This window comes from Marinococcus tarijensis (genome assembly GCF_054971385.1).
The window spans coordinates 1-21,092 of the sequence record NZ_JBQOJA010000034.1; the positions used below are offsets into that span (position 1 = coordinate 1).

Genomic DNA, 21,092 nt, shown 5'->3' on the forward strand with positions numbered 1-21,092 from the left:
AGCGGAACGCCTTCGGGTTCCAACGGTATGACCGTCTGCGGGCCAAAGTGTTACTGCATCATCAATATAAATGGTCGTTCGCCGGATAATGGAGGGGGTCACCCCAACATTAGACATAGAACCCTTTTTTAGGATCCTGAGAATAAACCGATCAGGGAATTGATGAATACGATGATAATTGCTACCGGAGCGATGTAGCGAATGATGGTAAACCATACAAGAAATACTCCATTTCCCATCACAGAGCCTCTCATTACTTCATCACGCAGATCTGCCTTTTTCATTTTTAAAGGAAGGAACAGAGACACGATCAGTGCTCCGAGAGGAAGCAGGAAGTTGCTTGTCAGAATATCGATGGAATCAAAGAAGGTGTTTCCGAAAATAAGCCAGTCAGAAAGCAGTCCGTACGACAGATTCGACGGAATCCCGAGGAGAAAAATCAGAATGCCAACGACCCAGGCTGTGCGTCCACGGCTGTCCGGGCGTTTGTAGGACACTGAGGAAACGATAATCTCCAGCAGTGAAAATGCCGAGGTTAACGTAGCGAATACAAGCAGGAGCATAAACAGCGTAAAGAACAGTGAACCAAGTGCAAGCTGCTCAAACACGGCCGGCAGTACAATGAAAATTAAATTCGGGCCGGCGTCCGGCGGGATATCAAAAGCAAATACTCCCGGGAAAATGGCAAGTCCGGAAAGCAGCGAAATAATAATCGTTAATACGACAATAGAAAACGCTGAATTGATCAGGCTTTTTTCTTTTGGAAGGTATGAGCTGTATGTAGCCATTACAGAGTTACCAAGGCTGAGCGAGAAAAATGCCTGGCCGAGGGCAAATAGAATCGTGGTCCCTGTAACTGCACTAAAGTCCGGCTGCAAAAAGAAAGCAATTCCCTCGCCGGCTCCTTCAAGGGTGAGTGAACGGATTACAAGCACAATAAATAAAATAAAGAGAGCAGGCATCATCCAGTTCGTCGTTCGTTCGATGCCTTTACGTACACCGCCCTGTACGACAAGAATCGTAATCAGCATAAAAGCAAGATGGGCGATGCCTACTTCCCACGGATTGGAAATAATCGAGCCGAATAAGGCTCCGTAATCTGTTCCTTCACCTGCAAGACCTCCAAGGCTCCTTACAAAGTAAATAATAATCCATCCGCCGACAACAGAATAAAAGGATAAAATTAAAATAGCACAGATCATGCCCATGATACCGTTAAAAAACCAGGGCGTATTCGGCGCAATCGTTTTATAGGCGGGGACCGGCGGCTTTTGGGTGCGACGCCCGACCACAAATTCGGCTATTAATAAAGCGGTGCCGAGAATGAGCGTAAAAGCAACAAAAATCAGAAAAAAAGCCCCGCCGCCGCTGGTTCCTGCCACGTAAGGCAGACGCCAGACAGCGCCCAGACCAATGGCAGATCCGGCTGCTGCTAATACGAACCCAAGCCTCGTTCCCCACTGTTCACGTGGTTGGCTCATAGTAGTTCCTCCTTAAAATTAATTTATTCCTTTAAAGTACCGAACATGTGGGACTTTTGTCAAGAACAGGACGTGAGTTTATCGATTGCCGAATTCCTAAAATAATGCTATAATTTGAAAGTTAATAAAAAGTTATAGGAGTTGTTTGAATGTCAGTACAGCAATATGAAGTAGGCGCAATCGTCGAGGGGAAAGTAACGGGGATTAAACCATTCGGCGCGTTCGTTGCGCTCGACGGAAATAAACAAGGATTGGTTCACATTTCTGAAATTGCCCATGGCTACGTTAAAGATATTAACGAAGCATTGTCAGTAGGCGATGAAGTTAAAGTGAAAATCAAATCCGTCGATCAGGAATCAGGGAAGATTTCTCTTTCCATCCGGGACACCCTTCCGGCACCGGAAAAAAGCGAAAGCCGTCCTCAGAGCCAGGCTCCGCGTCAAAGCAAGAGCAGCGGCCGCCCGGTCCAGCAGAGCAGTAACGACACCCAGGGATTTAATACTCTTGAAGATAAATTAAAAGACTGGCTGAAGCAATCCAATGAAATTCAGGCAGATCTGAATAAACGGGTACGCAAATAATCATTTCCATTTTTAAAACCGTCGCTTTCGAGCGGCGGTTTTTTTATAAAGCTGAAAAGGGTACAGGTACTTAAAGAACGTTTTGCGGGCGCTCCGGTTTTTCTTTATAATAGAGAAGGATGAATGAGACGGAGAAAAAGTAAAACATATTAAAGGGAGGCAGTAATAAGATGGCAAAGCAGATTGAAGTAAACAGCAAAAATATTTCTCAGGAAATATCAGAGCATGAGATCGAGCAGCTTCAGCCAATGGTGGAAACGGCTCATCGCATGATTCACGAAAAAACCGGTGCCGGTTCGGAATATCTCGGGTGGGTAGACCTTCCGGATACATACGACAAGGAGGAATTTTCGCGCATCCAGCAGGCCGCGGAGAAAATCAAAAAGGATTCGGACGTGTTGATTGTCATCGGTATTGGGGGCTCCTACCTTGGAGCAAAGGCGGCTATCGACAGCCTGAGCCATTCGTTTCGCAACCAGCTCGACGGCTCTAAACGGAACGGTCCGGAAATTTACTTCGCCGGTCATCAGATCAGTCAGCGCTACATGCATGACCTTCTGGAAATGGTGGAGGGCAAGGACGTTTCAATAAACGTCATTTCAAAATCCGGCACTACGACAGAACCGGCTCTTGCGTTCCGGGTTTTCCGGGACTGGCTCGAAAATAAGTACGGGGCAGAGGAAGCAGCTTCAAGAATCTATGCTACGACGGATAAAAGCAAAGGTGCTTTAAAAACGCTGGCTGATGAAAAGGGCTATGAAACCTTCGTCGTGCCAGATGATGTCGGCGGCCGTTATTCTGTTTTAACAGCTGTAGGTCTTCTTCCTATTGCTGCAGCTGGCCTGGACGTGGAAGAGATGATGAACGGGGCATCTGCTGCCATGGAAGCAGGCAGGCTTCAAAGTGTAAAAGAAAATTCGGCCTACCGCTATGCTGCTGTCCGCTATGCTGCGTACCAGAAGGGGAAAGCCATTGAACTGCTGGTGAACTACGAACCACACATGCACTTTGTGTCTGAATGGTGGAAGCAGCTGTACGGGGAAAGCGAAGGCAAAGACGGCAAAGGGCTGTTTCCCGCCGCAGTCGATTTTTCCACAGATCTTCATTCGATGGGACAGTATATCCAGGAAGGCCGCCGTCATCTGCTTGAAACAGTGCTTCATGTCCAGGATGCAGGAAGTGCTCTGGAATTAAAAAACACCGATGATGATCTGGACGGCTTAAATTATCTATCCGGGGAAACCATGGGCTTTGTGAACGAGAAGGCCTTTGAAGGAACGCTTCTTGCGCATACGGACGGGGGCGTGCCGAATATCATTATTGATATTCCCGAATGGAACGAATATTACTTTGGCTACCTTGTTTATTTCTTTGAAAAGGCTTGTGCTGTGAGCGGCTATATGCTCGGCGTTAATCCATTTGACCAGCCGGGTGTGGAGGCGTATAAAAAGAACATGTTTGCGCTTCTCGGCAAGCCGGGATTTGAAGAACGGCAGACGGCGCTTGAAACGCGTCTGAATGAAGAGTAAGCAGAAACTCGGCCTGTCCGCCGACAGGCCGGCTTTTTATAAATTTGCATAAAAACATGAAAAAGGTCTTGTCAGAAAGAAGCAGGCAAGGTACAATGTTTCATGTCGGCTGATAATTTACCGGCAAAAACATGGGGCCTTAGCTCAGCCGGGAGAGCGCTTGGCTGGCAGCCAAGAGGTCAGCGGTTCGATCCCGCTAGGCTCCACCATACATACTACGTCAATGACGCCGGTTTGAGAACTAATTCTCGAGCCGGCGTCGTTTTTTATTAATAAGTATATGTACTTTTTTTAGTTACAAAACTTGCCGTTTGAAACGCGATGGGGTATTATATATTCATTCCAAGATACATACTACGCCAACGACGCCGGTTTGAGGGACTATCCTCGGCCCGGCGTCGTTCTTTGTTCCGGCGGTATGTGTTTGGGCTGACAGTCCCGTACTATTTATAATAGAGATTTTCGTTGGACAACGGAATCGAGGCATGGCAGTTTTCGCACGGCTGTTCGTTTCCGGTAACGTTAGCATCAGTCCCTAGTGTTTCTGGGGGCATTTGAATGGAAGCTGTGTTTTCGTGTCCGCATTCCGGACATTTTACCATTAACATTGATTATTCACCTCGCTTTTTATAATGATTTTCCCGGCTTCCTGGGGGTTATAACTTCAATTGTAAGAAAAATGAAACAAATGGGCATAACTGATCCTTTAGGCCTTGTAGGAGGCTGCTGAAATGTATTATGCTGTGAGCAATTCTCTATCGAAAATAGCAAAAGGAGTTAGGATAGATGAGAAAAAGATTTATACTGCTGATTACAGCAGCCGCAGCTGGAGGTGTCTGGATAATCTTTTCTTTAAACAGAGAATCTGTAAATGAAAACAGTGAGAGAACTAAAACCCCGGACGAAGAGCTTTCAGAACTGGAAGAGATGAATGTTTATTCATTTTTGCAGCACCGTCTAAATACATATCATAAGTCTACTGTAGAAGTGTTTGGGTCAAGTGTGGCTGCCGGGACCGGAGCGGACAGCTACAGCGAATCATGGGCCGGCCTATTAGAAGAGAGACTGCAGCAGATTAATGATGACAGCGGGCACGTAGAGCTGAACAATCATGGAGTTGAGGGCTATTCCTCGGAGGATATGCTTAAACGGGAAATAATCGATGCTGAGCTTTCTGAAGAAGCGGATTTTGTGATTATTGAGACAGGGATACTGAATGATTTCTATCGGGGCATTCGGGCTGCTCAAAGTATTGATAATATCCATCAGTTGATCCGGGAGGCGAAAACGAAAGCGCCGGATGCCGTAGTATTAGTGATGAACCCAAACCCGGCGATCACCTATGAAAGCACGACCCCGAAGCTGGATAGCGGCTATCAGGAGTTTGCCGATCAGCTCAAAGAAGAATTTGATCGCCATCAGGGAGTATTATTTATAGATGCCTCTGTGCCCTTTCACGAAAATGCAGAAAACGGCCGTCAAATGGAACAGTATATTGGTGACGGCATTCACCCAAACAGCGAAGGCTATTGGCTCTGGTATAAGCATATGGATGCGTATTTTGAGCAGACCCCTGTTCAGAAGGCAGAAGTACCCGGTTAAAAGATCCATAAAGTGCTTTTATAGAAAGAACGCGCTGCGAAGGCAGGGCGTTCTTTTTTGCAGACCTTCCTCTGAAACTGTTTATGAATGCAATTAGTAGATTATAAGAAAAAAGTTCAGTAACAGCAGAGCAGCTGCCAGGCTTTTTACGAATTCCCCTGTCTGGCTTCCGGAGGTTAATAAAAAAACATTTGAAAGAAGTACTGTCTTAGGAGGAATGAGGAAAAACAGCTCATTTCCCCTCGATATTAGGTAAGACAAAGGCAAACACCCAAATAGAAGAGCATAGCCAGAAGAAAAAGGAAGGAGGCTTTTATGAATTACACTGCGTGTGAGCTAGTTTTCAGCCCGGCGTTTAACTGCTGGAGCCGTATTTCATACTTGTATCAGTGTGAACCGAAAATAGTAACTGTATCGATTTTTCCCGTAGCCGGCAGAACAAGTACTCAATTCAACGCTGACACGTTGAGTATTGAAGAATTTTGGAAGATTTGCTATGAAAAATTCAAAGCTGCCTCTTAGAAAAGTTAAAAATGGCGGTACTTTCAGGGAACGTTTGCCCGTCTGCTCAGAGGGTAATTACCAGTAGGTACAAGGAATGTTAGAAGAGGTGAGAGTATGACTGCGGGACTATTATTAAGCGCTGTTCCACCCAAGGGTCATCCTTTTGTGATGATCGCCACGGATTCAAAAGGAGCGAGTCTTGAAGGCGGCCCGGCCGATGAAAAAACGCAGAAGGTATTTGACGCCGGAAATGCACTGCTGGCTGTAAGTGGTGTAGCAACAGATGCCCACCGGGCCCGGCTTGTAGAGCTGCTTGAAGCATATAAAGCACAACCAATTGATGAAAAAATGCAGCTGATTTATGACGAAAGCCTGGCCGTCAAAAGTAAGCTGGGCTTAAACATGACTGCTGCGATTATGCAGTTTGACGAAAACGGGAATCCGCAGGTAGCTTTCTGCTATGTCGGAACAGATGAAGGAGACCGGCAGTTCAACCCATATACGTTCGACCGCCGGGTGCCTGAGGTTAATCATGCTTATTTTGGCGAAGATAAAGAAGGGGTTACCGAGTTCCGAAAAAAACTGGATGAGAAGCTCGATAAAAAAACCATCACCCCGGAGCACGTGCGGGAGTCTGCCGGCTGGTTTATCCGGAGGGCTGCGGAGGCTTTCCCTGAAGCAGTTAATACGAAAGTCCAGACGAAGGTAAAGGTATTCAGGCCCGGAGGATGAGCCGGCGCAAATATTTTATGCAAATGAAAGGGGATAAAATTAATGAGCTTTGAACATACATTCGCCACCAAAACCCGTAAATATTTAAATATTGATGCTCAGCCCGAGCAGCAGCTGATTGAATCTACGGCGAGGGAAATTATGTATTATTTCATGGATCTTGAAGAAGAATTCAAAAATATAAATGACCGTAAGTTTCATATTGAAGCGGGCTTTCATGAAAGCTATATTAAGATCAACAAGCGAAAGCTCACTTTTGAGCTGAAGCATATTCCTTCTCACCGTATCACCATCATTCAAAAGGTGAATGGCAGTAAAGCCCATATAGATCATATTATCGCCAAAGACGAGGAAGCCCGAAGTGAAGCGGATGAGACCCCCTTCAGCCGTGATTTGATCCGCCGGTATCTGATTCAGACATTCGGATACTCTCTTGACTTGAGTAATATTTATTGATGTCCTCCTCCGGAGGGCATTTTTTTATTGGAAAATTATTTTTAACAAACGAAGCCGCAGCGGTTGAATAAATGCCAGGAGCGTCAGATAATATACATGTGTAAACACAAGCCAGCGTGAGCGTTGAAAAGCACATAATGGCAAAAAAATCAGATAATTCTTTATTTTTTAATTGAAGCAGGAGGAGAGAGATGAAAAGCACGGCGGTATTTAAACAGATGAAGGGGCGGCAGGAGCCGATCACAATGATCACGGCGTATGACGCTCCGACGGGAAAGGCGGCAGAAAAAGCTGGAATGGATATGATACTTGTGGGTGATTCAGCGGGCATGGTCGTGCACGGATACGATTCCACGATTCCGGTAACACTTGATGACATGGTGATGCATGCACGTGCGGTACGCCGGGGAGCTCCGGACACATTTATCGTAGTGGATCTGCCCTTTTTAACCTATCATTCTTCCATAGAGAGTACGTTTACTGCAGTGAGACGCCTGATGCAGGAAGGCGGCGGACAGGCAGTTAAGCTTGAAGGGGGAGATGAAGCTGCCACAGAGATTATCGCTCGCTTAACGACTGCCGGCGTACCGGTCATCGGACATATTGGCCTTACTCCGCAATCCGTCGGGGTGCTTGGAGGATATAAGGTACAGGGGAAAACAAGAGAAGCAGCACAGAGGTTGATAAAAGAAGCACAGGAGATCGAGCAGGCAGGGGCCTTTGCACTGGTGCTTGAATGTGTGCCGGGAGAGCTCGCTGCCCGTATTGCCGGGCATCTTTCGGTGCCGGTTATCGGTATAGGCGCCGGTGCCGGCATAGATGGCCAGGTGCTGGTTTTTCATGACGCTGTCGGATGGGGGGACAGCTTTGTCCCTTCCTTTGCTAAGCAGTACACTAACGTCCAGGCCCAAATTGACGAAGCCCTTGAAAGCTACGTAAGCGATGTGAAAACGAGAGCATTTCCGGAGGACAGACACACTTTTTCCATGGACACCTCTGTGCTGAACGATCCTGGCAGGGGAGGGGCTTCATGAAAGTTTTTTCTGGCATTCATGAACTTCGTACGCATATCGATGAACGAAAGCAGCAGGGGGAAATGATTGGATTTGTGCCGACAATGGGAGCGCTGCATGAAGGCCATTTTTCGTTGATAAACCAGGCTTTGAAAGAAAACGACGCGGCGGTGGTGAGCATTTTTGTCAATCCACTGCAGTTCGGCCCGGGTGAAGATTACGAGGCGTATCCGCGTACGCTCGATTCCGACCTCGAAAAAGCTGAAGCCCGGGGCGTTGATATAGTGTTTGCCCCTTCAGCAGCAGAAATGTATCCTGAAGAGATGCAGACGGAAGTGCACGTGCATGAAGGAACTGATGTACTCTGCGGCAAAAGCCGGCCGGGGCATTTTGACGGAGTGGCGACTGTAGTACTGAAGCTGCTGCAGATTGTTCAGCCAACGCGGGCCTACTTTGGACAGAAGGATGCTCAGCAGGCCGCTGTACTGACGAATATGGCCCGTGATTTTAATCTTCCTGCAGAAGTTGTTACCGGCCCGACGGTGCGGGAACCTGATGGCCTGGCGCTGAGCTCCCGCAATGTGAACTTAACCAGCGGAGAGCGCCGGGAAGCTGTGTGGCTGTATAAAGGTTTAAAGCAGGGAGCTTTATGGATAGAAGAAGGCTCCTGCGGACTGGAGGAGATTTTGAAGCAAGCAAAGCATACAGTGGAAGCTAATATCTCCGGCACGGTTGATTATATGGATATTTTAACGTATCCCGGTCTCAGGCCTGTAAAGGAATGGAACGGCCGGGTAATTATTGCAGGAGCGGTGCAGTTTTCGGGGGCAAGACTCATCGATAATATCATTCTGTCTCCCGGCGAGAAAGGAAGGACGTGACACTATAATGTACCGTACAATGATGAAATCAAAGCTTCACCGGGCCGTAGTTACAGAAGCAGACCTAAACTATGTAGGAAGCATTACCATTGACCGGGATCTGATGGAGGCGGTGGACCTGTGGGAAAATGAGAAGGTACAGGTGGTTAATAATACGAACGGGGCCCGTCTGGAAACGTATGTGATTGAAGGCCCCCGGGGCAGCGGAGTCATTTGCTTGAACGGGGCAGCCGCAAGAATGGCGCAGCCGGGGGATATAGTCATAATTATTGCATATGCGTTAATGGAAAATGAAAATGCCCGGGAGTTCAAACCGGCGGTAGCTGTGCTGGACAGTCAAAATCAAATCCAGCAGATGCTTTCTTACGAGCCCGCTTCAACGACACTGGATTAAAAGGAGAGGCTGCCTGTGCGCACACCAGAAGCTATTATGAAGTTGATAATAGAGACTGCCAGGGGCGATGAACGGGTTCGGGCCGCAGCTTTGAGCGGCTCCCGCGCAGCTTTCGGAAGCAGCCCTGCTGATCTTTTCAGCGATTTTGATATTATTTATTTTGTGGAAAATATGGAGCAAATGATTCAGGACCGAACCTGGCTTAAAGTATTTGGAGAAATTATGATTATGCAGACGCCGGATGAAATGAATTTGTACCGGGAGCCCTCGGGAAAATCATTTGCCTTTCTGATGCTTTTTGAGGACGGCAATCGCATTGATTTAACCTTAAAGCCATCGGCCGGAAGATACGGGCATTGGAAGCAGGACGGCTTGACCCGCTGTCTGCTGGATAAAGATAATCCGGCTTCTGAATTTCCAGCACCCACAGATATAGGCTACAAAACAAATATACCGGCAGAAACGCTGTTTCAGCAATGCTGTAATGAGTTTTGGTGGGTGGCTGTGTACGTGGCAAAAGGCTGGAGGCGCAAGGAAATGCTCTATGCCCAGGCTCATCTGCAAATTATCCGCCGTATGCTGATACAAATGCTGCAGTGGAGGGTGGTGCTCGAAGAAAAGACATCAATCAATTTCGGCCAGGAGGCGAAGCATCTGGAAAAACATCTGGGGGATAAGAGCATCAAAGAACTGGCAGATACTTATGCTGCAGGTTCTTACGAAAGCATCTGGGCCTCCCTGCAGACAGCGATGACTATGTTTGCCCGGGAATCCGCTTTTGTTGCGAGCCAATGCGGGTTTGCTTTGAAAGAAGAGGAGGCAGCACAGGTGCAGCAGTACATTAAAAGGGCCGGGCGTGTGCAGTAAAATAAAAAAAGGCTCCTGCCAGGCAGCAGGAGCAAAATGAAATATGGGATAAGAGCAGCAAATTGGACGAATGCTACTCTATGTGTTTATTATTACCTAAAGAGTAGGAAAAATACACACTTTTCAGAAAAAATAATGCTTTTACCTATAGAGTCAAATGAGTCTAAACTACTGATCGAATAGATATCCAGCCCGTTTGTAGTGGATCTGGGCCAATTCTCCCCAACGCTTCACTTCGTGCAGAAGCAGCCTTTTTGGCTGGCCAGTCCGTTGCTTAAACAATGGTATGCCGTTTCCTAAAAGATCAGGCGTAAAGGTAATAATATATTCGTCGATCAGTTCTGCTTCAAGGAGAGGGTCTATAATCTCTGTGCCTCCGATGATCCAGATGCCGCTCGGACTCCTGCTGTTTGTTTTGAAGCCATTCTGCCACACTGCCCTGTACAAAAGAAACGCGGCCGTCGTTTCCCAGGCGGCTGGTGGAAAAAACATAGCAGTCTTTATCGCTGTACGGAAAGGTGTCCGTTAAGACGAGTACGTGTTCATAGGTTTTTCTCCCCATTACGACCGTATCCACCCGCCGGTACATTTCATCGTAGCCATTATCATCTTCGCCTTGGGCTTTCAGCAGCCAGTCAATATTCCCTTCGGCATCAGCGATATAGCCGTCAAGGCTGGCGGCGATAAACAGAATTACTGGCTTCATCGTGACCACTCCCCTCTGTTAGTACATTCATTTTAGCATGTTAAAAAAAGAAAACTACAATAATTATACGGTAAGGAGGTCCAGCATGAAGAAAAACTGGGTGTGGGTAAGTGTTGCTGCGGTAATGGTTTTGGCAGGCGGTGCGGGCTATTGGGCAGACCGGCACGTGTTAATCACAAATGTCGATGGCAATGACAAATACTGGTATATCGAAGGCGGCAAGACGGCGGAAGAGCTCTATCTTCGTCCGGAAACGGCGGCCTCTTTATACGAAGCGGAATTAGAACAAGAAGGTGAGACTGTACGTTTATCAGTGAATGGCTCTTCGTGGGAGGGAGAGCTTGAAGAGAGTCCGGCGTGGTTCAATTGGAGGGGGGAGGTCTATATTCCTGCAAAAGAAGCCGCCAAAGAGCTGGCATTCGAGGAAGAAGAGACTGAAAATCGATATACAGCCCAGTTTTGGAGCCCGGCACAGGAAAGAATCGCCAGGGTAATTGAAAAAGGCGAAGAGTTTACAGGCGTGCCGTACAAATGGGGGGCATCTGAAACTACGACCGAGTATTTCGACTGCTCCTCCTTTACCCAGCGCATCTACGCAGAAGAAAATGTCGATCTTCCGAGGGTGTCGGAGGATCAGGCGCAGGAAGGCCGGGATGTTGCTGAAGAAAACTGGAAACGGGGAGACCTCATTTTCTTCGACACGACTGGAGACGGCAGTATTAATCATGTGAGCATGTATATTTCTGACGAAACGCTGTTTCATGCCACAGAATCTGACGGTGTCGGCTATACCGATTTTTCGAATTACTGGAAAGAATCTGTGGTGGAATCAAAACGATTCATTGTTTAAAAGCCGTTTGGATTCGTCTTCCTAAAAAGAAAGTGATAAAATAAAGAACGGAATAGACATGGGAAGATGAAACGAGGAGGATTTTTAAGCATGGATTTTAACAAAGTATTAAACCGCAAAAATACAAACTCAATGAAATGGGACTTTGCCGCTGAACGCTACGGTTCTTCGGAGCTATGGCCGATGTGGGTCGCGGATATGGACTTTCAGGCGCCTCAGCCCGTGCTTGATGCCATGCAGGAGGTGCTGGATCACGGGATTTTCGGCTATCACCGGCGTCCGGAATCATTGAGGGACGCGACGACCGAATGGATTCGTACGCGCCACAACTGGAATGTAAGCAATGAGCAGCTCGTCTTCACTCCGGGCGTAGTGCCGGCGATTAGTCACCTGATACAGACATTTACCGAAAAAGGTGAGGGCGTTATTCTGCAGACACCGGTTTACTACCCTTTCTATATGCTGGTGGATAATAACGAACGTACACTGTATAAGAACCCGTTGAAGGAAACAGAAGAAGGATTTACTATCGATGTGGAAAACCTTGAAGAACAGATGAAAGCCGGCGCGAAAATGCTGTTGTTGTGCAGTCCCCACAATCCTATCGGCCGGGTATGGACCGAAGAGGAGCTGCAGCAGATCGCCGCACTGGCAGAAAAATACAACGTGCTGGTAGTATCCGATGAAATTCACGCAGACCTTATTCTCTCCGGCGTGCATGTGCCGTTTTCGAAGGCGGCGGAGGGCTACGACGTGGAAACCATCACCTGCATGGCACCGAGCAAAACCTTTAATCTTGCAGCCCTGCAGCTGTCCTACGTTGTGTTTGAGAAAAAGGCTTCGCAAAAAGCATACGAAACCCATCTGCAGCGTAATTTTGTCGGAATCGACAACCCGTTTGCCACAGTAGCTGCGGAAGCGGCCTACCGGCACGGGAGCGAGTGGCTGGAAGAACTGCTCGTTCATCTGCGGGAAAACGTTGATTATTTAAAGGATCAACTGGAGTCGGCAATCCCGGAAGCGCATGTTATTAAGCCGGAAGGGACGTATCTTGTCTGGATTGATCTCCGGAGCCTCGGCATGGATAAAAAAGAGCTGGAGGAATGGCTGCGCAAAGAAGCAGGGGTAGCTCTTAGTGACGGCCATATCTTTGGAGATGAAGGTTCTGGTTTTGTCCGCATTAACGTGGCCTGCCCACGCACGCATATCGATGAGGGCGTACGCCGCTTAAAAGAGGCATATGATCGAACAATTCAGGCCGCTGGCCGTAAATCATGAAAACGTTCCGTCTAGTCCGCCTCAGCCTGTTTCAAAAAGACGGTGACGCGATTGAAATGCATGAGATAAAAATGAAAGAAGGGCTCATTATTAACCGGGAAGAGCCTGATAGATCATGGCTCCTTGATGCGGTCATACCTACAGAGTATGAAGACATTATTCACGAGTGGGAAAGACACGAAGAGGAAATGCTGATGGAAGCGGTCATCACTCATCCCGACAATGCCCCGGCGCTTTTGAGGGGAGTCGTGAAAAAAACCACGAGACTCGAGCATTCTCTTGGCGTTTTAATCCAGGCGTATATGGCTGGAAAGGATGAAAATATCACCGAACTGATATTGAAAGAGCTGATTACCGAAGGGTATGAAGGCAATCAGCTCATGGAAGAGTTTCACGAGCGAAAAAACGATCAGCGCTCCTGGTCTAAAGCAATGGCGGCAAGATTATACAGCCGCCAGGAAAAATAAATGCCCCCGGAGAGATGATAGAAGTGGAGTGATACGTATGTGTGAGGAACTGGGCATATGACAACCTGCTACAAATTCCGGGACTACTATAATAACGAAGTGGAATTGGCGTTAAACGGCACTCCATTTTCAGACAAGCCGGGACATGTATGGGTTATATGCTTATATGCCGGCAGGTGGCTGCTCACTCGTCACTCCCAGCGCGGGCTGGAGTTTCCGGGCGGGAAGATCGAAGAGGGAGAAGCCCCCGAAGAAGCAGCTGTACGGGAGGTTGATGAGGAAACCGGAGGGCGGATTGAAGTGATACGCTCTCTCGGCCAGTATAAGGTGGCGGGCCGGAGTGAAGATGTAATAAAAAATATATACATCGCTGTGGTGGAGTCGCTGATTCCTCATGAGGATTATATGGAAACAGACGGTCCGGTGCTTATAGAAACACTTCCAAGTAATATTCGTGATCATCCCGGCTACAGCTTTATTATGAAAGACGAAGTGCTCCCCCGTACTGTGAAGTATGCGGAGGAAGCAGGATATATTACATTAAAATGAAAGGAACCGGTGCCTGCATATGAACAGGTACCGGTTCCTTTTTGACATATGGCAGCTTTCTGAGGCTGACGAAAAATAGCGCCTACAACTGGGCTGGTCCAGCTTCTGCGATAGAAGCAGGCACATCGTAAAACCGCTTGAAATTTTCTGCAAACTTGCGGGCAAGCATGCGGGCCTGAACCTCATAGTCGCCGGCTTCTTTCCACATTTTCTTCGGCTGAAGCATATCTTCGGGAACTCCGGGGCAGGACTCGGGGATATGCAGCCCGAAAATAGGATCCTCGACCGTGGCTGTATCAGTCAGCTCTCCGTTGAGGGCTGCCTGCACCATAGCCCGGGTGTATGAAAGGTCCATGCGGCTGCCGACTCCGTAACCGCCGCCGCTCCATCCGGTGTTCACCAGGAAGACAGGAACGTTGTGTTCATCGATTTTTTCACCGAGCATTTCTGCATAGACGGAAGCCTGTCGTGGAAGAAACGGTGCCCCAAAGCAGGTGGAGAAGGTTGCTTCCGGAGAAGTGACGCCTCTTTCCGTGCCGGCGAGCTTGCTTGTGTAGCCGCTGAGGAAATGGTACATGGCCTGCTCCTTCGTGAGTCTGCTGATTGGCGGAAGAACGCCGAATGCATCTGCGGTTAAAAAGATGATCGCCGAGGGATGGCCGGCTGTGCCGGAGGGGACAATCCCATCGACATGTTCAATCGGATAAGCCGCCCTTGTGTTTTCCGTAATCTGAGTATCCGTATAGTCAACTTTTCCGCTGGCATCGTCTATACCAACGTTTTCAAGTACAGCGCCAAAACGGATAGCGTTCCAGATCTGTGGTTCTTTCTGTTTGGAAAGGTTCGAGCATTTGGCGTAGCATCCGCCTTCAATATTAAAAATACCGTTTTCGGACCATCCGTGTTCATCGTCGCCGACCAAAAGCCGGGAAGGATCTGCGGAAAGGGTTGTTTTTCCGGTACCGGAAAGGCCGAAAAACAAAGCACTTGAACCGTCACTGCCAATGTTTGCCGAGCAGTGCATCGGAAGTACGTTTTGTTCAGGGAGCAGGTAGTTCATGACAGAAAAGATCGATTTTTTCATTTCCCCGGCGTATTCTGTGCCGCCGATTAAAATCTTGCGCTGTGCAAAGCTGATGACGATAAATGTTTCCGACGAGGTGCCGTCTGTCTCAGGGTCTGCTTTGCATTCCGGTGCAGCTATGAGTGTGAAGGGTGGAGCAGAAGGATTTTCTCTTCCGTCTGGTCGGATAAACAGCTGCCGGGCGAACAATTGATGCCAGGCGCAGGAGGTGATGACCCGGACAGGAAGCTGGTAGTCAGGGTCGGCCCCGGCCAGAGCGTCGCTTGCGAATACTTCATTCTGACTGTTCAAATGAGCCATCACTTTTTTATAAAGCCGTTCAAACACTTCTTCGGACATTGGTTGGTTTACATTTCCCCAGTCAATATAAGGAGAACTGCCGGGCTCATCGACAATATATTTATCCTTTGGCGACCGTCCGGTATATTTGCCTGTTTTCACGGCAAGAGCACCTTCTGCTGTAAGTGAGCCCTCCTGTAGAGCCAGCGAGCGCTTCACAAGCGCAGGGACAGAGAGATTCCATTGGACGTGCGCTTCATTCAATAGATTTGTTTCGGGTTTGGAAGCGAACGGCGGCTTCATAAACAATCACTCCTTTAATGAGGGGGAAGTTGGATTTATTCATCACGAATGATGGATAGAATATAAAATAGTGTAACACATTTAGTTTAATAGTACATACTTATTCATTAAAAAAGTTCATGAATATTTTTAGACCTGAGAGGGAAAAGATGTAAGAAAGCAATGAAAGGGGAACAACTATGGAACGACAACCGGAATTTATTGTATTCTATGATAGTGATTGTCCGTTATGCACCAGGTTCCATACTTATCTTTCAGCGATAGATAAGACGAACAGGGTGAATTGGAAGCCTATATATGATGAGGATTTATTTGAAAAGTACCCGATGCTCAAGGGAGAACCGCTTGAAGAACAGATGCACAGTGTTGAGGACAATACGTACGTATACGCTGGTTATTATACGGTGAAAAAATTATGTTATACTATTCCGGCTTTGAAGCCGCTGAAGGCAGTATTTTTACTGCCGGGAGTAGAAACGCTTGGCCGCAAGCTGTATCACACTGTTTCTGTTAATCGGTATCAGTGGTTTCATTTCCTTTGCGATGACAAAACATGTCAGCGGGGAGGGCACTAGGTTTGACATCAAATAGGGTTTGCGTTAAGATTTTGTACGAACGGATACTCTTATCCTGAGCAGGTGGAGGGACAGTCCCTGAGAAGCCCAGCAACCATCCGGTAACGGAAAGGTGCTAACCTGGAGAGGCAGACAGATGCCTTGAAAGATAAGAGGCGAAAAAGCTGAACTGACAGCCCCTTTTCCCTCAATTTTTTGGGACAAGGGGCTTTTCCTGTACACAACGGCCTACTGCCGTTTTCTTTTCGTCTACCCCAAGAATGGGAGAGTACAACCGTAGCAGGCAGTTAAAAAGGAGGCAGCAGCGTGTCTACAATTGGACGACGTTTATTTACGTCGGAATCTGTTACAGAAGGGCATCCGGACAAGGTGTGTGATCAGATTTCCGACGCGATTTTGGATGCAATTTTAAAGGATGATCCGAATGCCCGGGTGGCAGCGGAAACAGTAGTAAACACTGGTCTCGTATTGGTGGCAGGAGAAATATCGACATCTACATACGTGGATATTCCTAAAATTGCCAGGGAAACTTTGAAAGATATCGGTTATACACGGGCAAAATACGGCTTCGATTACGAAACGTGCTCGGTTTTGACGTCTATAGATGAACAGTCGGCCGATATTGCCCAGGGTGTTGATGAGGCGCTTGAAACCCGTGAAGGATCGATGACCGAGGATGAACTGGAATCGATCGGAGCGGGAGACCAGGGCTTGATGTTTGGGTATGCAGATAACGAAACCGATGAGCTCATGCCGTTGCCGATTTCGCTTGCACACAAGCTGGCAAGCCAGTTAACAAAAGTTCGGAAAGACGGCAATCTTTCGTATCTGCGTCCCGATGGGAAAACGCAGGTTACTGTGGAATACGGAGACGACGGGAAGCCACTCCGGGTGGAAACGATCGTTATTTCCACCCAGCATTCGGATGACGTAACGCTTGCACAGATTGAAGAGGATATGCACAAATACGTTATCGAGCCGGTAGTGCCGGCAGAGCTTCTCGACGCTAAAACCAACTATTTCATAAACCCGACCGGCCGCTTTGTCATTGGCGGACCGCAGGGAGACGCCGGGCTTACCGGGCGAAAAATCATTGTTGATACGTACGGAGGCTATGCCCGTCACGGCGGCGGTGCGTTTTCCGGTAAAGACCCGACAAAGGTCGACCGCTCCGCTTCGTATGCAGCCCGGTATGTAGCTAAAAATATTATTGCAGCAGGACTTGCCGATAAATGCGAGGTTCAGCTTGCGTACGCGATCGGAGTAGCTCAGCCGGTTTCCATATCGATCGCTACGTTTGGTACGGGAAAAGTATCAGAAGAGGTGCTCGTAAAGCTTGCTAATGAAAACTTTGATCTCCGGCCGGCCGGCATCATCAAAATGCTTGATCTCCGCCGGCCGATTTACAGGCAGACAGCCGCTTATGGCCACTTTGGACGTCATGATGTTGATCTGCCCTGGGAACGCACGGACAAAGCGGCAGCGCTTCAGGAACAGGCATTCACCGAAAAACAGAAGTAAATATACAAAATACCCGCTCCTGTTTACATCAGGAAGCGGGTATTTTTTTGCTCAGTTTTTCTCCGTGTATGTTCCCACAGAGTCAAATTCATTTTTAATTTTGTCTGAAGGCTTCGGTCCGAGCAGGCTGACGACAATAATGATTAAGACGTTGATGAAGAAGCCTGGTACTATTTCATAAAGGTCAAACAGCCCTCCGGTAAGCTGGACCCAGATGATTACAGTGGCACCGCCGGCGATCATCCCGGCAAGTACACCCCACATGCTTGTCCGGCGCCAGAATAAGGAGAAAAGCATCGCAGGCCCGAACACTGCACCGAACCCGGCCCATGCGTAGCTTACAAGTTCAAGTACCGTGCTTCCCGGATTGGAGGCGAGGAGCAGGGCGATGAGGGCGATGACGATAACGCCAATCCGGCCGACCCAGACGAGCTCGCGGTCAGAAGCTTTAGGACGGAGCATCCCTTTATAAAAGTCTTCCGCAAGAGCACTTGAGGATACAAGCAGCTGGGAATCCACTGTGCTCATAATAGCAGCCAGAATCGCTGCGAGAAGAACCCCGGACACCCATGGGTTAAACAGTACCTGTGTAAACATAATAAAGACCGTTTCCTGGTTCCCTTCTCCTAGCTGGGCGTTCCCTGAAAAGTAGGCAATGCCGATAAACCCTGTAAAAATAGCACCGAGCAGAGAAATAACCATCCAGCTCATGCCTACAAACCGGGCCATTGGAATTTCTTTTTCGGAACGTATCGCCATAAACCTGGTAATAATATGCGGCTGGCCGAAGTAGCCCAGCCCCCAGGCAAGCAGGGAGACCACAGAAATAACACTCACATTCGTAAAGGCACTTAACGCATCCGGATTAATGGATGCCACGGTCTGAACAGAATTGCCCCATCCGCCAATTTCTATAACGGCAGCGATCGGAACAGCAACGAGCGCCAAAAACATTAGAATACCCTGGATAAAGTCAGTCCAGCTGACGGCCATAAATCCGCCGAGAAACGTATAGGTAATAATAACAGCACCGCCGATCCAAAGAGCTGCCTGATAGGAAAGGCCGAAGGAGCTGACAAACAGGGTAGCGCCCCCGACCAGTCCGGAAGAGGTATAAAAGGTAAAGAAAATAAGTATAAATAATGCCGAAACAATCCGCAGTGCTTTTGTTTTATCGTGGAAGCGGTTTTCAAGAAAATCGGGTATCGTAATGGAGTCGTTGGCGATGATTGTATACCTGCGCAGTCTTCTCGCCTGAAACTGCCAGTTTAAATAAGCCCCAATGGTAAGGCCGATAGGCAGCCAAATTTCACTCATCCCGCCCAGATAAATGGCTCCGGGCAGGCCAAGCAGAAGCCAGCTGCTCATATCAGATGCGCCGGCACTGAGCGCAGCTACGGGGCCATTTAATTTTCGTCCGCCTAAAACGTAATCCGAAAGGTTATTGGTCAGCTTGTAGAATAAAAAACCAATACTCAGCATTACAACAAGGTAAACGATAAAAGTTACAATTGTTGGTACGGAAATATCCATTTAAGTGGTCTCCTTTTTTGATTTAACATAACTGATTGCTGCTAAAATTACAGTAAGCGGCATGGGTATTAGTAACAGCAGCCATGTGAATAGCGTTATTCCTTCCATTCAGTACACCTCCCCTTGAATGTACTTTTATATATTGCAAGAATAGTGCCAATATTCTTAACTTCAACAGGCCTCAACAAAACCGGCGGAGAGGTCCATTATAATTGAATACTTCGCTGGATAGAAGCGCAAATAGAAAAATTAAGGAGTTAAAGGTGCAAAATTTTGCACTCCTAAGTTTTGGGATTTTGCGTACGTAGACTTTGCACTTCATGATAAAATCAGAGCAAGAATAAATTTTAAAGAGGGTGGGCCCATGGTATATCAAGGTACGAATTCGTTATCCTATCCTGAACTGAACGATGTGTTTGATCATTTAATGATAAAAATGGATCAGGGGATCCGTGTTATTGATGCAGATGAAAACCTGATTATTTATAATGACAAAATGCGTGAGATTGAGTCCATGACCTACGAAGATTTTAATAATAAAGGTATGATGGACGTTTTCCTTTTCGAGCATGAACGTGACAGCAGACTGCTCCAGGCTATCAAGCAGGGAGTGGAAACGAGAGAAAAAAAACAGCATTATACAACGAGCCGCGGGAAAAACATCACGACTATCAACGAAATTTTTCCGATTTATTCGGGCGGACGGATTGTCGCAGCAGCCGAGATCGCAAAGGACGTTACCCGCATGGAAAAGCTGGTCCGTGAAAACCAGAAAAAAACCGACAGCGGGCTTTTCACATTTGACCAGATTATCGGGCATTCGGCTGAAATCACAGGGGTGGTGCAGAACGCGAAGCGGGCAATGAGAACGTCCTCATCGGTGTTAATTGTAGGAGAAACGGGCACCGGAAAGGAATTATTTGCCCAGAGTATTCACAGTGAAAGCGAGCGGGCCGGCCAGCCGTTTGTATCACAGAACTGCGCCGCGCTTCCGGAAACGCTGATTGAGGGCATTTTGTTTGGTACGGTAAAAGGAGCCTTTACAGGGGCTTCCGAACGGGCCGGACTGTTTGAAAAAGCCGAAGGCGGCACGCTTCTGCTCGATGAAATTAATTCGCTGCCGGTGGCGCTGCAGGCAAAGCTTCTGCGCGTCCTGCAGGAAAAAAAGGTGACCCGTTTAGGGTCGCACAAAGAGCAGTCCATCAATGTCCGTATTATCGCCACGATGAACAAAGAGCCGGCAGAGGCTATTCAAAACAACGAGCTTCGTGAGGATCTTTTTTACCGTATTGGTGTCGTTACGCTGTATGTCCCTTCGCTGCGGGAAAGAAAAACAGATATCGAGCCGCTCGTGGAAACCTTTCTGGAAAAGTACAACCGGGTTTTTCAAATGGACGTGAATCGTGTCTCCCCTGCGGTGAAAGCGAGGCTGGAGTCCTATCACTGGCCGGGGAACATCCGGGAGCTTGAACACGTTATCGAAGGAGCGATGAATTTAATGCTTGATGAGGAAATGATCGAAGAAAGCCACCTGCCGGACCATTTCCGCAAACGCACCGATCTTCTGGAAACAGGTGAGGTGGAAAAAAGCGGGGAGGCCGGGATAAGCAGCCGCGAAGGCAGTTTAAAGGAACGTCTGCTTGAAATGGAATTTGCTTTAATTAAAGATGCGCTGAACCAAAGCGGCGGCAACGTAATGCAGGCAGCCAAAGAGCTTGGTATCAGCCGGCAGAGTCTGCAGTACCGGATGAGTAAATTTCATTTATAATTTTTTGCATAAAGCGCAAAATTTCTTGCGGTTTTGACGAACAGGCTCTTGCTTTTTACGGAAAACCCTGCGGATGCCGGCGCAGCCATGTTGGCACGTATTTTGCAACAGTGTAGGGCAGTACTGAAAAGATCAGGAG

The 21,092-nt window shown here is 47.9% G+C and carries 21 protein-coding genes, 1 tRNA gene and 1 riboswitch; of the genes, 17 read left to right on the forward strand and 5 right to left on the reverse strand.

The genetic code is table 11. The features are described from left to right. Positions 1-128: 128 nt before the first annotated feature. The gene (locus ACTTK7_RS14845; RefSeq protein ID WP_462868867.1) at positions 129-1,481 is read right to left on the reverse strand and encodes a sodium-dependent transporter; all 1,353 of its coding nucleotides are present in this window, start codon (positions 1,479-1,481) and stop codon (positions 129-131) included. A gap of 149 nt (positions 1,482-1,630) precedes the next feature. On the opposite strand from ACTTK7_RS14845, the gene yugI reads away from it, so the two are divergent. The 10 genes from yugI (at position 1,631) to ACTTK7_RS14895 (ending at position 10,040) form a co-directional block, all read left to right on the forward strand. Continuing rightward, the gene (gene yugI / locus ACTTK7_RS14850) at positions 1,631-2,062 is read left to right on the forward strand and encodes a S1 domain-containing post-transcriptional regulator GSP13 (RefSeq protein ID WP_462868868.1); all 432 of its coding nucleotides are present in this window, start codon (positions 1,631-1,633) and stop codon (positions 2,060-2,062) included. Positions 2,063-2,232: 170 nt separating this feature from the next. Then, positions 2,233-3,591 (forward strand): glucose-6-phosphate isomerase, encoded by a 1,359-nt coding sequence (locus tag ACTTK7_RS14855; protein ID WP_462868869.1) that lies wholly within the window; start codon positions 2,233-2,235, stop codon positions 3,589-3,591. 133 nt (positions 3,592-3,724) lie between these two features. Further along, positions 3,725-3,800, forward strand: a tRNA-Ala gene (locus ACTTK7_RS14860). Positions 3,801-4,377: 577 nt separating this feature from the next. Continuing rightward, positions 4,378-5,193 carry an SGNH/GDSL hydrolase family protein gene (locus ACTTK7_RS14865; protein WP_462868870.1) on the forward strand — a complete coding sequence of 272 codons (816 nt, stop codon included), beginning with the start codon at positions 4,378-4,380 and terminating at the stop codon, positions 5,191-5,193. A gap of 618 nt (positions 5,194-5,811) precedes the next feature. Next, the gene (locus tag ACTTK7_RS14870) at positions 5,812-6,429 is read left to right on the forward strand and encodes a hypothetical protein (RefSeq protein WP_462868871.1); all 618 of its coding nucleotides are present in this window, start codon (positions 5,812-5,814) and stop codon (positions 6,427-6,429) included. Positions 6,430-6,471: 42 nt separating this feature from the next. Then, positions 6,472-6,885, forward strand: coding sequence for a DUF3942 family protein (locus ACTTK7_RS14875; RefSeq protein WP_462868872.1), 414 nt, complete (start codon positions 6,472-6,474; stop codon positions 6,883-6,885). Between the two features lie 191 nt (positions 6,886-7,076). Beyond that, complete coding sequence (gene panB, locus ACTTK7_RS14880; protein WP_462868873.1) at positions 7,077-7,919, forward strand: 3-methyl-2-oxobutanoate hydroxymethyltransferase; 843 nt, start codon at positions 7,077-7,079, stop codon at positions 7,917-7,919. Then, entirely contained in the window at positions 7,916-8,779 is an 864-nt protein-coding gene (gene panC, locus ACTTK7_RS14885; protein ID WP_462868874.1) for a pantoate--beta-alanine ligase, read from the forward strand. Before panB ends, panC begins: the two co-directional genes overlap by 4 nt. A 7-nt stretch (positions 8,780-8,786) precedes the next feature. Further along, entirely contained in the window at positions 8,787-9,173 is a 387-nt protein-coding gene (panD, locus tag ACTTK7_RS14890; protein WP_462868875.1) for an aspartate 1-decarboxylase, read from the forward strand. 15 nt (positions 9,174-9,188) lie between these two features. Next, positions 9,189-10,040 carry an aminoglycoside 6-adenylyltransferase gene (locus ACTTK7_RS14895; protein ID WP_462868876.1) on the forward strand — a complete coding sequence of 284 codons (852 nt, stop codon included), beginning with the start codon at positions 9,189-9,191 and terminating at the stop codon, positions 10,038-10,040. Between the two features lie 168 nt (positions 10,041-10,208). On the opposite strand, the gene ACTTK7_RS14900 is transcribed toward ACTTK7_RS14895, so the two are convergent. Both ACTTK7_RS14900 and ACTTK7_RS14905 read right to left on the reverse strand, forming a co-directional pair. After that, positions 10,209-10,475: a dihydrofolate reductase family protein gene (locus ACTTK7_RS14900; protein ID WP_462868877.1), complete on the reverse strand. Its 267-nt coding sequence runs from the start codon at positions 10,473-10,475 to the stop codon at positions 10,209-10,211. After that, positions 10,387-10,746, reverse strand: a complete 360-nt coding sequence (locus ACTTK7_RS14905) for a dihydrofolate reductase family protein (RefSeq protein WP_462868879.1) — start codon at positions 10,744-10,746, stop codon at positions 10,387-10,389. The genes ACTTK7_RS14900 and ACTTK7_RS14905 overlap by 89 nt, the downstream gene beginning before the upstream one ends. Positions 10,747-10,831: 85 nt before the next feature. Between ACTTK7_RS14905 and ACTTK7_RS14910 the strand changes: the two genes are divergently transcribed. The 4 genes from ACTTK7_RS14910 (at position 10,832) to ytkD (ending at position 13,890) form a co-directional block, all read left to right on the forward strand. Then, positions 10,832-11,596 carry a C40 family peptidase gene (locus ACTTK7_RS14910; protein WP_462868880.1) on the forward strand — a complete coding sequence of 255 codons (765 nt, stop codon included), beginning with the start codon at positions 10,832-10,834 and terminating at the stop codon, positions 11,594-11,596. Positions 11,597-11,686: 90 nt separating this feature from the next. Next, entirely contained in the window at positions 11,687-12,874 is a 1,188-nt protein-coding gene (locus tag ACTTK7_RS14915) for a MalY/PatB family protein (protein WP_462868881.1), read from the forward strand. Continuing rightward, positions 12,871-13,341, forward strand: a complete 471-nt coding sequence (locus tag ACTTK7_RS14920; protein ID WP_298785276.1) for a YwpF family protein — start codon at positions 12,871-12,873, stop codon at positions 13,339-13,341. Before ACTTK7_RS14915 ends, ACTTK7_RS14920 begins: the two co-directional genes overlap by 4 nt. A 57-nt stretch (positions 13,342-13,398) precedes the next feature. Beyond that, positions 13,399-13,890 (forward strand): RNA deprotection pyrophosphohydrolase, encoded by a 492-nt coding sequence (gene ytkD, locus ACTTK7_RS14925; RefSeq protein WP_462868882.1) that lies wholly within the window; start codon positions 13,399-13,401, stop codon positions 13,888-13,890. 82 nt (positions 13,891-13,972) lie between these two features. Here the strand turns inward: ytkD and pckA are convergent, their stop codons facing one another. Further along, on the reverse strand, positions 13,973-15,556 hold the full coding sequence (gene pckA, locus ACTTK7_RS14930; RefSeq protein WP_462868883.1) for a phosphoenolpyruvate carboxykinase (ATP): 1,584 nt from the start codon (positions 15,554-15,556) through the stop codon (positions 13,973-13,975). A gap of 179 nt (positions 15,557-15,735) precedes the next feature. Between pckA and ACTTK7_RS14935 the strand changes: the two genes are divergently transcribed. Together ACTTK7_RS14935 and metK are read left to right on the forward strand one after the other, a co-directional pair. Then, entirely contained in the window at positions 15,736-16,131 is a 396-nt protein-coding gene (locus ACTTK7_RS14935; RefSeq protein ID WP_462868884.1) for a thiol-disulfide oxidoreductase DCC family protein, read from the forward strand. A gap of 47 nt (positions 16,132-16,178) precedes the next feature. Beyond that, a riboswitch (SAM riboswitch) is annotated at positions 16,179-16,286 on the forward strand. Between the two features lie 151 nt (positions 16,287-16,437). After that, a complete protein-coding gene (gene metK / locus ACTTK7_RS14940; RefSeq protein ID WP_462868885.1) occupies positions 16,438-17,652 on the forward strand; it encodes a methionine adenosyltransferase in 1,215 nt (404 codons plus the stop codon). A gap of 51 nt (positions 17,653-17,703) precedes the next feature. On the opposite strand, the gene putP is transcribed toward metK, so the two are convergent. Further along, positions 17,704-19,185: a sodium/proline symporter PutP gene (gene putP, locus ACTTK7_RS14945; protein WP_462868886.1), complete on the reverse strand. Its 1,482-nt coding sequence runs from the start codon at positions 19,183-19,185 to the stop codon at positions 17,704-17,706. Between the two features lie 364 nt (positions 19,186-19,549). Between putP and ACTTK7_RS14950 the strand changes: the two genes are divergently transcribed. After that, positions 19,550-20,953 carry a sigma-54 interaction domain-containing protein gene (locus ACTTK7_RS14950; RefSeq protein WP_462868887.1) on the forward strand — a complete coding sequence of 468 codons (1,404 nt, stop codon included), beginning with the start codon at positions 19,550-19,552 and terminating at the stop codon, positions 20,951-20,953. Positions 20,954-21,092 lie beyond the last annotated feature (139 nt).